The organism is Aliicoccus persicus (assembly GCF_900110815.1).
Lineage (GTDB): Bacteria > Bacillota > Bacilli > Staphylococcales > Salinicoccaceae > Aliicoccus > Aliicoccus persicus.
Genome location: NZ_FOIT01000001.1, coordinates 611471 through 626166, shown reverse-complemented (window position 1 = coordinate 626166; position 14696 = coordinate 611471). Strand labels below are relative to the sequence as shown.

Annotated in this window: 8 protein-coding genes; all 8 read left to right on the top strand. The window is 37.2% G+C overall.

All coding sequences use genetic code 11. The annotated features are described in order from the left end of the window. The first annotated feature begins 386 nt into the window (after nucleotides 1-386). A complete protein-coding gene (polA, locus tag BMW30_RS03025) occupies nucleotides 387-2984 on the top strand; it encodes a DNA polymerase I (protein ID WP_091473766.1) in 2598 nt (865 codons plus the stop codon). A gap of 8 nt (nucleotides 2985-2992) precedes the next feature. After that, complete coding sequence (gene mutM / locus BMW30_RS03020) at nucleotides 2993-3862, top strand: bifunctional DNA-formamidopyrimidine glycosylase/DNA-(apurinic or apyrimidinic site) lyase (protein ID WP_091473764.1); 870 nt, start codon at nucleotides 2993-2995, stop codon at nucleotides 3860-3862. Between the two features lie 3 nt (nucleotides 3863-3865). Then, nucleotides 3866-4465: a dephospho-CoA kinase gene (gene coaE / locus BMW30_RS03015; RefSeq protein ID WP_091473763.1), complete on the top strand. Its 600-nt coding sequence runs from the start codon at nucleotides 3866-3868 to the stop codon at nucleotides 4463-4465. A gap of 56 nt (nucleotides 4466-4521) precedes the next feature. Continuing rightward, on the top strand, nucleotides 4522-5526 hold the full coding sequence (locus tag BMW30_RS03010; RefSeq protein ID WP_091473762.1) for a glyceraldehyde-3-phosphate dehydrogenase: 1005 nt from the start codon (nucleotides 4522-4524) through the stop codon (nucleotides 5524-5526). 291 nt (nucleotides 5527-5817) lie between these two features. Beyond that, nucleotides 5818-6822: a hypothetical protein gene (locus BMW30_RS03005; protein WP_180366189.1), complete on the top strand. Its 1005-nt coding sequence runs from the start codon at nucleotides 5818-5820 to the stop codon at nucleotides 6820-6822. Nucleotides 6823-6837: 15 nt separating this feature from the next. Next, nucleotides 6838-13596 carry a Cna B-type domain-containing protein gene (locus BMW30_RS03000; RefSeq protein WP_091473760.1) on the top strand — a complete coding sequence of 2253 codons (6759 nt, stop codon included), beginning with the start codon at nucleotides 6838-6840 and terminating at the stop codon, nucleotides 13594-13596. Nucleotides 13597-13723: 127 nt separating this feature from the next. Further along, on the top strand, nucleotides 13724-13921 hold the full coding sequence (locus BMW30_RS02995; protein ID WP_091473758.1) for a hypothetical protein: 198 nt from the start codon (nucleotides 13724-13726) through the stop codon (nucleotides 13919-13921). A gap of 306 nt (nucleotides 13922-14227) precedes the next feature. Next, on the top strand, nucleotides 14228-14647 hold the full coding sequence (locus BMW30_RS02990) for an antibiotic biosynthesis monooxygenase family protein (protein ID WP_180366188.1): 420 nt from the start codon (nucleotides 14228-14230) through the stop codon (nucleotides 14645-14647). Nucleotides 14648-14696 lie beyond the last annotated feature (49 nt).

The following is a 14696-nucleotide window of genomic DNA, read 5'->3' as shown; positions in this document are numbered from 1 at the left end:
TGTGAAAGTTGAACATTAATTGCATCAAGTGTTCATTTCAATGAACTAACGTGTGAAAGTTGAACACTAATCGCATCAAGTGTTCATTTAAATGAACTCACGTGTGAAAGTTGAACACTAATCAGAAACAACCGTCAACGAGCAAACTGCTCACTGTCAGTTGTTGGCGAGTTACTGCCAACAAAAAATTCTCGCTGACTCTTGTTATATACACGATTCCTGAAAGTCGCTAGAACCAACACGAAACCATTGTGATTGTAGCAGTTTAATCCACGACTCTCAAAAACCGATTGTACCCAATCACCATATTACCCCGAAATCATTTAATCATTACGCAAAAACGAGTATAATTTAAGTTAATAAATAAAACAAAGTAGGGTTATCATATGAAAAAACTTATTTTGATAGACGGTAACAGTATCGCATTCCGTGCATTTTACGGTCTGCCGTTACTCAGCAACAAAAGTGGTCTACATACCAATGCATTATTTGGCTATGCAAGACTTCTAGAACGCATCATCCAAGACGAAAAGCCAACGCATATGTTAGTTGCATTTGATGCGGGTAAGTCCACATTCAGACATAAGGAATACAAAGACTATAAAGGTGGTAGACAGAAGACGCCACCAGAACTTGGTGAGCAATTCGCACCAATCAGACGTCTCATCGATGCTTATGGCATTAAGCGTTACGAGGCTGAAGAATATGAGGCGGACGATATCATCGGTACGCTCTCAAAACAAGCGGATCAAGAAAACGTTGAAACGATTATCGTCACTGGGGATAAAGACTTAACGCAACTCGCAAGTGACAATACCACAATATATTTCACTAAAAAGGGGATTTCTGAAGTCGATAAGATTACGCCGGACTTTATCCGTGAGAGTATGGAAATCACGCCGAATCAAATCATCGATTTAAAGGGGTTAATGGGGGACAAGTCGGATAATATTCCGGGTGTGCCGGGTGTCGGTGAAAAGACTGCACTTAGACTTCTGAAGCAATACGGCTCCGTTGAAGATGTGTTGTCAAACTTACCAGAAATAAGCGGTAAAAAGTTAAACGAGAATTTAACGAATTTCCAAGAAGATGCGATATTATCTAAGCGCTTGGCGACAATTTACACGGAAGTGCCGATGGACTTTTCAATTGAAGATTTGGCCTTCAATGAAAATACCGATGAGAAGCATGAGATATTTAGAGAGTTTGAATTCAATTCTCTACTCCAAGATGTTGAATCTAAGGAAGTCGAAGAGAAGATTGAATTTACGACAGAGCTGGTCGATGATTTCAGCCAGTTGGGGAAAAACATCTCATTTTACATTGAAGCTGAAGGTGAAAACTATTTAAGAGCAACACCGACGTTTGTTGTTGCAACGGATGGTAAACACACAATTGTAAAATCAGTGGATGATATTAATATTGATGAACTCAAAGCATTTCTAACTTCTAGAGACGCGATTTACACATATGATATTAAACGAAATATTTGCTTGCTCAATCACTTAAACATCGACTTTACAGACTTTACTGAAGATATGATGCTCGCAGCATTTTTAATTGAACCGTCGATTACAATCGTTGGTGTCGCTGAAGTTGCTGAGCAGTTCGGTGTGAACATTAACAACGATGAGTTTTTCTATGGCAAGGGACGTAACAAAAAAACACCGACACCTGAAGAATATATTCCGTTTTTACAGGATAAAGTACTTGCAATTCACCATGTCCGTGAGAAACTGAATGCAAAAATTGATGAATATGATATGCATGAACTTCTATATGACCTAGAAATTCCACTCACAAAGATACTCGCTAAGATGGAACTTAGAGGCGTTCATGTTGAACTCGACCAATTAAAACAGATGGAAACAGAAATTAGAGAACGTCTCGATGCGATTGAATCTAAAATACATGACCTTGCAGGCGAGACTTTTAACATCAACTCAACGAAACAGTTAGGCGTTATTCTGTTTGAAAAATTAGAACTGCCTGTAATTAAACGCACAAAGACTGGATATTCTACATCGGTTGAAGTACTCGATGCATTAAATGGAAAGCACGATATTATCAAATACTTACTTGAATATAGAACGTTATCAAAATTACAATCGACGTATGTAATCGGCTTACAGAATGAAGTATCAGATGAAGGTAAAATCCATACGCGATTCAATCAAACATTAGCAAAAACCGGACGACTCTCATCACTCGAACCGAATTTACAAAACATTCCGATTAGAACAGATGAAGGACGTAAAATTCGCCGTGCTTTTGTACCAAGTACAAGTGATCAGGTACTCGTTGCACTGGACTATTCACAGATTGAACTGCGTGTCCTTGCGCATATTACAGGGGACGAATCGATGCAAGAGGCATTTAATACAGATGTCGATATTCATACGAAAACAGCGATGGAAGTATTTAACGTTGAGCGTGAAGATGTTGACAGTGAGATGAGAAGAAATGCGAAAGCAGTTAACTTCGGTATTGTTTATGGTATTAGTGATTATGGACTGAGCCAAGACTTGCATATTACAAGAAAAGAAGCACGCCTGTTTATAGATAACTATTTAGAATCGTTTCCGAAAGTCGATGCGTTTATGAAATCAATCGTGCAAGATGCCAGAAGAGATGGCTATGTATCGACGATAATGAAGCGCAGAAGATATATTACGGATATTCATAGTAAGAACTTTAACCAACGTAGTTTTGCTGAACGTACCGCGCTGAACTCACCGATTCAAGGGAGTGCCGCGGACATCATTAAAAAAGCAATGGTGGACTATGTAGAACATCCAGACTCAAAGAAGTTCGATGCAACACTGTTGTTACAAATTCACGATGAGCTGATCTTCGAAGTAAACAAAAAGGATGTTGAGGATTTTATCCCGCATATCAAACACATTATGGAGCATACAGTAGATTTAGATGTTGATCTAAAAGTAGATTATGGCCAGGGTAACAACTGGTATGAAGTGAAGTAGGTGACATAATGCCAGAACTACCAGAAGTGGAAATCGTAAAGCGTGAGTTAAAACTGCATATCGAGAATGCAGTGATCGAGCATATCAAACTTTCGGAGAAGGTCATCACGGGTCATAAGGAAAACAAGCGCACCATTGTAAAAAATGATTTGAAATCATTTACTGAGCAAGTGACAGACAGTAAGATTTTGACCGTTGTGAGACGTGGGAAGTATTTGAATTTTTCATTACAAAAACAAAATCAATACTTTAACCTCGTGTCTCATTTAGGCATGAGTGGTGGCTACTTCATCGTCGATTCACCAGACCAAATAGCTGAAGAGAATTATCGAACGCATACACATGTCACATTCAAACTCTCAACCAATCAGTACTTAGTGTACGCAGACATACGCCGTTTTGGAGAGCTCAGAATTGTTCCGAAAATATCTGAGTTTAAACCATTCGTTGAAATGGCACCTGAGTATTTTGAAGCGCATAGTAAAGATGCATTCATTCAAAAAATAACAGATAAAAGATTCTCAGGTATGACAATTAAGCAAGCGATTATGGATGCACGTGTGATTCCAGGTGTCGGAAACATCTATGCGAATGAAGCATTGTTTAAAAGTGGCATACGACCGACGAGAAAGGCCGGGAGGATTTCGAAATCCAGACTATCAGACCTTCACGCAGAAATGGTCAAAATATTAGACGAAGCAATCGTACGTGGTGGTTCCACAATTTCAGACTACAGAAATACTAGCGGAGGATCCGGAACGATGCAAGACCGATTCGTCATTTATCAAAAGAAGATTTGTCCGACTTGTGGTAAAAACGTTCATACGAAAGTAATCAATACACGAAATACATTTTATTGCACAGAGTGCCAGAGGTGACACATGGGTAAAATTATCGGATTGACCGGTGGAATAGCGAGTGGAAAATCGACGACAAGTAACTATTTAAAAGAAAAAGGATACATCGTTCTAGATGCCGATCAATACGCAAAGAAAATCCTTGAGCCTGGACAAAATGCTTATCACAATATCATTGATTATTTTGGGAAAAAAATACTAAACAGTGACAAAACAATTAATCGAAAAGCACTCGGTCACATTGTTTTTAATGATTCTTCTGAACTTCAAAAACTCAATCAATTTACACATCCAGAAGTGAAGCGATTGATGCAAGAAGACCAAGATAGATATATCAAAGATAACCATGTATTCCTAGATATCCCATTACTCTTTGAAAATAAGCGTGACAAAGCTTGCGATCTCGTTATCACCGTTTATGTGAGTTATGAAGCACAGATTGAGCGCTTAATGAATCGAAATGGATTTACAGAAGATGAAGCGAAAAGTAGAATTAACAGTCAAATGAGTCTCGAAGAAAAGAAAAAAATGAGCGATGTCGTGTTTGACAACAACGGGACAAAGGAAGAACTGTTTAAACAAGTCGATCAATTCATCTCAAAACTAGAAAATAACCTAATTTAACCAGTAAATATGATATAATAACTAAAAATAATGACTTTAAGTGAGGGAATTCAAGAATGAAAAAAGTTGCAATTAATGGTTTAGGAAGAATTGGGCGCATGGTGTTTCGTATTGTTGTTGAATCTAAGGAATTAGAGCTTGTTGCAGTGAATGCAAGCTACAGCGCAGAAACCCTCGCACACTTATTAAACTACGATACGACACATGGAAAGTTTGGCAAAAAAGTTGAACCTAAAGGTGACAAACTAGTTGTCGATGGCCATGAGATCTTGATTACATCAGAGCGTAACCCTGAGCAATTACCATGGGAAGAACTTGGTGTAGAAATCGTATTAGAAGCAACAGGCGCATTCAATGAAGGTAAAAAAGCGAAGGCACACATTACTGCAGGTGCTAAAAAAGTATTATTAACAGCACCTGGTAAAGGTGATGACGTGCAAACAATTGTACTTGGTGTCAACGATGATACGTTAGACCTAGATAAGTTCGACGTGATTTCAAATGCATCATGTACGACGAACTGCTTAGCACCCGTTGCAAAAGTATTAAACGATGAATTCGGTATTAAAAATGGTTTAATGACGACAGTTCATGCATACACGAATGACCAAAATAACATTGATAACCCACATAAAGACTTAAGACGTGCACGTTCAAGTGCGGAAAATATTATTCCAACATCAACTGGTGCAGCAAAAGCACTCAGCCTAGTATTACCGGAACTTGATGGTAAATTACATGGTATGGCACTTCGAGTACCAGTATCTAACGTATCACTTGTCGACTTAGTTGTTGACCTTGAGCGTGAAGTAACGGTTGATGAAGTGAACGATGCATTCGTTAAACAATCAGAAGGGGACATGAAAGATATCTTAGGCGTATCATTCGAACCTTTAGTATCATCTGACTACATCACAGATCCAAGAAGCTCAATCATCGATGGTAAAACGACAATTGTTATGGACGGCACTAAAGTAAAAGTCCTTTCTTGGTATGACAACGAGTGGGGCTACTCAACACGCGTTGTTGAACTTGCTGAGAAGATTGCGAAAGAAATCTAGAAAACCAGAATTCAAAAATTGTTAATTTATAAGAATACATCTTAGAGGTGTATTCTTTTTTTATGCTAAAAATTATAATAATACACTAATAGAGTATTATTATATTTATAAAAATACTTTCTAAAAAAATGTGAAAAACTCACGAATAATGTGAGAATAAGATTGCATTGATATGAGTGAATGGGTATAATGTCTTTGATGCGGAAATATTTTGTGAAAATTTACACTTAGAAAAGGAATGATACTTAGATGAGAAAAGCTACCAGTCTGTTTTTCGCCTTTCTGATCATCATGAACATTTTTCTTGAACCTATTCTCTTCGCACAACAAGCATTTGCGAATGATAATGGCTCAGGAGACGTTAATGACAATGGTGATTTAGAGTTAAACGTTGAGGAATCAGCAGAAGAGCCCCCTGTATCAGAAGATCAACCAGAAGAAGTACCGAGTGATACGACAAGTGAAGAAAATGTAAACACTGAAGAAAGTGTTCAAACGGAATTTGAAGAATCACCGGAAACAGAGTCACCTCAAGATACAGAGGAAGTCACTGATGAATCAACAGAAGAAGAATCAACACAAGATGAAACAAAAGAAATTGAAGAAGGTAAAACTGCAGAAGAAGTTGAAAATACACCAGTTACTGCAATAACAACAAATTCAAATACCACATCAAATATTAGAACTGGTTCAGAATCAAGTTTCAATTTCAATGTTACGAACAGTGAAGCAGCGTTAGACCAAGCTCTTATCCGCGTCACACTCCCACGTTCGCATATAGACACTTATGAACATGTTGCAAATTACTTTCCGAACCAAACCGTAGATGCAAATACACATTTCGACTCGACGGATAACCTAGTTGTTGAAGTCGCAGCGCAAGATTTAGTTGAAGATTATAATGAAAACTTTGAGTTTGTGTTTAAAACGTTAGATAATACGTTGTCTGATGGCACAGTAATCCCGGTTAAAGCAGAAGTTGTAGATGAGAATGGTGTTATTGTTGCTACAACGGAAGTTGTTAATTATAACTATGTAACACGTGATGCGTTGTATTCAACTGACGTGACGTACACAGAAGATGAAGAAGAAACAGAAATAATATTATCACATCGCTTTTCGTTTGATGATAATGGTGTTGGAAATGGTTCAGGTGAGTTAGCTGTTGAAGATGTAACGGTTAATGTATCTGTACCGGAGTCATTATCGTTTGATTTAGAATTAAATGAAGGTTGGACGTTTAATGAAGAAACGTCAGTTGCGACGATCAGTGTAACACCAGATGAGACTATCTAAGTAGATGGTTATGATTTGGCTGAATCGCTGGTATTGACTTCGACTGAGAATGTTGAAGAGTCAGTCTATTCAGAAGCGGTGTTTACGTTTGCTGATGACACCGTTGTTACGAAGACGAATGCACCAGAAGTATCGATGACGACGTTTAATATGGAACCGATGGCGGAACTAGGAAATATCTTTACATTTGACTACTTCCAATTAAATGGTCAAGATATTGAAGATAATGCAGAAATTGAATTTAATCAACCCTATCAATTGCAATATAAATGGGGTACAAAAGATTTAGAAGTAAAAGCAGGAGACACAGCTACTTTACAATTACCTAATGTGTTTAAAGAATGGCCAGATAATACGCCTGCTCAAGATATAAAGATATCTGATGGTACGGTTGTTGGGAAGTATACAATTAGCAATGGCGAACTTCACTTTGTCTTCAATGAAAAAATTGAAGAGGCTGCTGTACACAATGGATTTGTAGGTTTTAATGTAGAGTTTGATAATGAGAAATTCTTAGAAGAATGGGAACAAGAGATTGATTTCGATGGGGACGGTGAGAAAGATTTAACCGTCGTTGTAAAACCTGGCGAAGTTGAAACTAGCTTGGATAAAGAAGGTCATCCAGATAGTGATAAAAACGCAAAAGAAATTACGTGGTCAGTGGATATCACGAATGGTAGCGGAGAAGCTCTAGTAAACGGACTTTTAAAAGACGTTCTTCCAGAAGGTGTTGGAGAACCTAGAGACTTTATAGTGAAAGAACTTACTTTTGATTTTGAAGGAAATAAAGTTGTTGGTGAAGAAGTTTCATTTAATGAGCCGGCAGTAAATGGCAATGAATTTGAAATGACATTTGACAATGTGCCAGCAAGAGGTGGCTATAGAGTTGAATATACAACCACTATTGAAGATTATACTATTAATCAATTTACGAATGATGCGACTTTTACTTATGATGGTGGCGAATTAGAAACAAACACTACTGTCTATACGGGCGAAAGAAGTAATCCGATTCAAAAGAGTGGAAATTATAATTGGAATACAGGACAAATAGACTGGACAATTGTTGTAAATGAAAATGGTATGGCAATTGACAATGCCATTGTTCATGATAAATTACCAGAAGAATTAACGCTAGTAGATGGTTCGATTAAAATTACAAAAAATTGGCAAGAAGTAGAAGATATAGATGCAGCAGGTTTCCCAATTGAATTAGGAGAAGTCAGTGCTGACGAAGTCTATCGAATTTATTTCAGTACAGATATTGATTGGGCAAAAGTGAATGATGGGGAATATATTCAAAATAATAAATTCGTTAATGAAACAGAATTAACAGATGGAGACAATCCAATCGGGGAAGATGATGCAGAAGTTAATTTCTGGAGAGAAAGCCTATTATCTAAATCAGGAAGTCCCGGAGATTACAATTATGACAATAAAGTTCTTTCATGGACACTCGATGTAAACAAAGCAAAACATCCAATTTCTAACGCAGTCATAACAGATATTCTTCCAGCGGGATTAGATATCCAAGAGAGCGATATTGTCATTAAAAATGAAGCTGGCGAAGAGGTTATAGCCGAAAATATTTCAATTACTGTACTCGATGATGGAAGAACAGAAGTTAAAATTGAACTAGGCGATATTGGTACTGAAACATTACAAATTACTTACGAAACAGAAGTTGAAGATTTTAAAGTAGATGATTTTAAAAACGAAGCTTCTTTAGATGGAGACGGTATTGGGGAAGATACGCCTAAGGATGATGCAACTGTTAATCCACCAGGGAATTCCTTCAAGAAAGATTTTAAAGGGATTGATTACAATGAAAAAACAATGGATTGGACGATCACTGTAGACCCACGAAGAGAGGCCATTACAGAGCTCGAAATAAAAGATACATTCCCTAATAATGGAATGATTTTACTACCTGATTCAGTTGTTGTAAAAGTTGGCGACACAGAACTTACAAAAGGCACAGATTATATCTTAGAACCAAATACAGCAGGTGAAGATACAGGTTATAATAAAGGCTATAATAAAGGCTTTACCATTATTCTCATTAATATAGATGAGGATTCGCCGTTAAATGAGCAATTAACTGTAGACTTCAAAACTTCATATGATCCGCAATTAGAGGTAGAAGGCAATACAGCGGATGATCATATAGGAGACCCTACGCTTTATACAAACCATGCTGATTTCACAGGGAAAACAGTAAATGGCCATGATATTGATGAAGAAGACGATGCATCTACTCGTGTAAGAGAAGACTCTTGGAATAGTGGTAAAAAAGAAGGTCAACTCGTACATGAAGATTCTGATGGAAATTTAGTAGCTGGTTGGGAAAATGGTTCTGAGCGAAAAATCGCTTGGCAACTATATACAAACTATCAAAAACAAAATCTTGGAACAGACGTTGAGATTACAGATACTCTTGCTTATGAAGGAACGATTGATGAAGATAGTATTAAGGTCTCTATCTATGAAGTAAGTGCTGATGGAGAGACTACAATCACAGATGAAGCAATAACTAATTATACAGTTACTGTTGATGGTAACAAGTTTACACTAACGTTTGCTGATGATTTTGTTGTAGATGAGAGATATGTGGTTGAATTTACGACTACAGTCCCAGATATCTCGCAAGAGAGTTACAAGAACGAAGCGTGGCTTAAAGTTGACAATAAGGAATATCCTTACTCTGGAACAGTTGATTATGATAGATGGGATGACTATCTAGATAAACAAGCACTTGGACAAGAAGGTACTGAAATCTTTATAGGGGCAGAGCTTGAATGGAAAGTTACTGTTAACGAAAGTCTATCAATAATCAAGAATGCAGTGATTAATGACACGATTAGTGCAGGTCTTTCATATGTTGATGGAAGTTTAGAAATTACTTCAGGCAGTGGTTCTGAATTAATAGAAGATGAAGACTATACACTAGAAGTTTCACCAAATGAGAATGGTGAAACAGATTTAGAAATCGTTTTTGAAAATAATGTAATAGAAGCTCTAACATTAAACTACACAACAGAGGTTATAGCAGAAAACGGACAACAAGTGAATAACAAAGTAGAACTTAATGGTGATGGTATTGAAAACAAATCAAAAGAAACAGACCGCTTAACGGCAAAACAATTCTCATGGGTAGGTGGAGACTATAAACCTAACTTTGGAGCGATTGAAATTTCAAAAGTTGATTCAATCACTGGTGAAGTTATTACTGATTCAGAAGCAACCTTTGAATTATATCGAGTTGTAAATGATGAGAATGTATTAATGGGTGAATTTACTACTGAAAATGGTATTTTAGAAGTAGGTAATTTATTCTTAGGCACTTACATCTTAAAAGAAATTGAAGCACCAGAGGGATATCTAAAATCTGAAGAAGAGCTCATAATTGAAGTGGACGAAGCATATGGTCCCGACAAAATTGTATTCAAAGAAGAATTCAACAACATCAGTGATGCAACGATCGGCATTCCAGTTCTGAAAGTATGGGAAGATGAGAATGATCAAGATGGCATCCGTCCAGAATCTATTGAAGTCGAACTCTTAGCTAATAAAAAAGAAACAGATTTTGACAATTTAATCTTGAATGCAGATAATAATTGGCAAGGTGCATTTACTGGTCTACCAGTACTTGATGCAGATGGAGAACCAATAGAGTATTCCATCGCAGAACTTGATGTTGAAAATGGCTATACGAGTGAAGTATCAGATAATGAAGAAGGTGGCTTTGTAGTTACAAATAGTCGCGAACCTGAACTAACTGAAATTTCAGGAGAAAAAATATGGGACGACGCTGATAACCAAGATGGTGTCCGACCAGAAAAAGTTACCGTTAACTTATTAGCAAATGGTGCGGAAGTGGATGACCAAGTTGTAACCGCAGATGAAGAAGGTAATTGGAGTTATGAATTCACAGGCCTGCCTAAATATGAAGCTGGTGAAGAAATCACTTATACAGTGACAGAAGATACTGTTGAAGATTATACACCAGCCGTTGATGGTCACGATATAATTAATAGCTACACACCAGAGGAGCGTAGCGTAACCGTTACAAAAACTTGGGATGATGCCAATAATCAAGATGGAAAACGTTCAGAGTCTGTTGACGTTCAACTTTTCGCAAATGGTGCTGAACATGGTGACCCAGTTACATTAAGTGAAGAAAACGACTGGAATCATATTTGGACGGAACTGGCTGTCAATGCAGCTGGTGAAGAGATTACCTACACCATCGAAGAATTGAATGTTCACGAAGATTATGACGTGGACATCAATAATGAAAACTTAGGTAATGTAATTATTACAAATAGCTATACACCAGAAGTAACGGACGTTTCAGGAGAGAAAATTTGGGAAGATGCTGATAACCAAGACGGTGTTCGCCCGGATGAAATTACAGTTAGCTTGTTAGCTAATGGTGAAGAAATTGACAGCCAAGATGTAACAGCAGACGATAACTGGAGCTATACATTCACAGACTTGCCAGTTTATCAACCAGGTGAAGTTGGTCAAGAAATTGAATATACAGTTGTAGAAGCGGAAATTCCAGAAGGTTACGAGGTTGATTACGATGGGAACAACATTATTAACAGTTATGATCCTGAATTGGCTGAAGTTTCAATCACTAAAGAGTGGAATGATGAAGATAACTTAGCAGGATTCCGACCTGACCAGATAGAAGTCGAGCTTATTGCGGATGGTGAAGCAACTGGAAAAGTTATTGCTATTGTTGCAGACGAAGATGGGAATTGGGAAGGCTCGTTCATTAATCTACCTAAGTACCGTGATGAAGGAATTCAAATCGATTATACAGTTCAGGAAGTAAGTTTAGATGAAGATCTTTATTCTGTAGAAGTTATTCCAAGTGATGAAGATCTTTATGACTTCACATTAATTAATACGCATGAAGTTGAACGAATTAATTTAAATGGAGCTAAAACTTGGGATGACGCAGATAACCAAGATGGTGTTCGTCCAGAATCAATTACTGTTAATTTACTAGCGAATGGCGAATTAGTAGAGTCAATATTAGTTACGGCTGAAAATAATTGGGAGTTTACATTCTCAGATTTACCAGTTAATGAGGCTGGAGAAGAGATTTCCTATACAGTAACTGAAGATACGATTGAACATTATTCTGTAGATGTCAATAATGACAGTTACGAAATTACAAATAGTTACACACCAGAAGAAACAAGTGTCACAGTAACAAAGGCTTGGAATGATGCGAACAACCAAGATGGTATACGTCCAGAAAGCATTGAAGTTCAACTATTAGCCGATGGAAATGAATTAGGCGATCCAGTAGAACTTACTGCGGATATGGATTGGACGTACACTTGGACGGGATTAGATTTGAATTCAGCAGGAGAACCAATTACGTACTCCGTTAAAGAATTAAATGTCCCAGAAGAGTATACAGTTGCCTTAGATGATGGAAACCATGGAAATATCATTCTAACGAATAGTTATAATCCAGAATTAATCAACATTTCAGGTACAAAAACTTGGCAAGATGCAAATAACCAAGATGGTATACGTCCAGAAAGTATCACAGTTAATTTATTAGCTGATGGTGTAGAGGTTGATTCGGTAGAAGTTACAGCTACAGATGATTGGACATTTGAATTTACAGATGTTCCACGATTTGCAGTTGGAGAAGTTGGTCAAGAAATAGACTATACAGTTGAAGAAGAAGCTATTGAAGGTTATGAAGCAATTTATGATGGTTATAATATTACAAACCATCATGACCCAGAGTTAATTAATATTGAAGGTACAAAGACTTGGGAAGATGCAAATAACCAAGATGGCATTCGCCCAGAAACAATTACAGTTAATCTTCATGAAAATGGGGAAGTGATTGATACTCTTGAAGTAACTGAGACAGACGAATGGTCGTACACATTTGCTGACTTACCAAGATTCAATGACGGTGTTGAAATTGATTACACTGTATCTGAAGAAGCAGTAGAAGGTTACGAGACGACTATTGATGGTTATGACATCACGAACAGTTACACACCAGAAACTGTAGAAGTGACAGGTGTGAAGAGTTGGAACGATGGTAACAACCAAGATGGTATCCGTCCAGAATCAATTACAGTGAACCTACTTGCAGATGGTGAAATTGTAGATAATGTTTCAGTAACTGCAGAAGACGAATGGTCATATGCATTTACAAACTTAGCTAAATTCAGTGACAGTGTAGAAATAGATTACACAGTAACTGAAGACGCAGTTGAAGGATACACAACTACAGTTGAGGGTTATGACATCACGAACAGTTACACACCAGAAGTGATTGATGTATCCGGTGTGAAGACATGGGTAGATGATGATAACGCGGATGAAGTTCGTCCAGAGTCAATCACTGTAAACCTACTTGCTGACGGTGAAATTGTAGATAGCGTAGCAGTAAGTGAAGCAGACGAGTGGTCATATGCATTTACAAACTTAGCTAAATTCAGTAACGGTGTAGAAGTCGTGTACACAGTAACTGAAGATGCAGTTGAAGGATACACAACTGAAGTGAATGGATTCGATATTACGAATACATTTATACCGGAAGATCCTGAAACAGGTGGCGACGATGGAGGTGGCGACACTCCAGATGATGGAGAAGACCCATCTGAAGAAGAGTTACCACAAACAGGTTTAAATAATCCGTTTAACTGGACTCTGATTTCTATGACCCTTATGGCAGGTCTCGCTTTAATCTTAATGTCATTCAGAAGACGTATTAACAATTTTTAATACACTTTTATGATATGGAAGAGCATGAATTCATTTTAAACGATGAATTCGTGCTTCTTTTTTGTTTATACAACGAAATCTTGTTAGAATTATATCAATAGATTAATTGAGCGAGGGGTGTTTCATCATGATTTGGTTTCAGGAATTTATGATGCGATTTTTATGGTTTTCTTTCCTCCATGGTGCACTGACGCTTTTATTTTTTGAATTTGATGCACCAGTTACATTTTTATTTAGTGTTATCTTTGCCTTAATTTCAACTTACTTCTTCCGTAGTATGACGAAGAGAATTGAAAGCGATGAAGATCAAAAGAAACAAGATTAATATGTTGATTGCCAACTAGGAGGGGCCTGGTTGGTTTTTTTCTGTATTGAAGTGGAAAACTAAAAAAGAAGTGTTGGCTTTTGTCAGCGGGTGTTCAATATCGAGGTTCCAAATACAGAAAATGAATACTTAAAGCAGAAATTGTTCAGAAAAAAGATTCCAAACACGAAAATTGAACACTAACAAAGTGCAAACTCTACTGTTACCATTTCCATCATATATTAGTAACAATTACGACAAAGTAGCATCGTCATTGGAGCTTTTTATCTTGTTACAATTAAGTAAACAATGAACGGAGGCATACATATGAAATTAGTGAGTTTAAATGGTGACAATACGGAGCTAATCATCAACGATTCGACAGTAGAATACAGGGGAGAGGTGTACGATATCGTTATCCATGATGGAGATGTTGGTCAAGCTGGACACATTTCTACAAACAACTTTGTTGTGAAACATGGGCAAGATGAAACATTAGTCGAGCGTTTTTCTAATCGCAAAGGAAACGTTGATAAGTACGATGGATTTAGAGGATTTATGTTAATCAGGGCAGATCAAAAGATGTCAGTTTTAACTGGATGGGAGTCATCAGAAGATTTTGAAGCTTGGGTGAATTCAGAAGCATTCCAAAACTCTCATGTTAAAAAAGAAGAACGTGTTAAAAATCAGGGAAGCGATCATTTAGAATCAATGCCGACAAGAGAAAATTACAAGGTTGAAAGATAGTTGTAAAATAAGAAAAACAGGAGTCGGTCTACATTTGACATGCATCCCC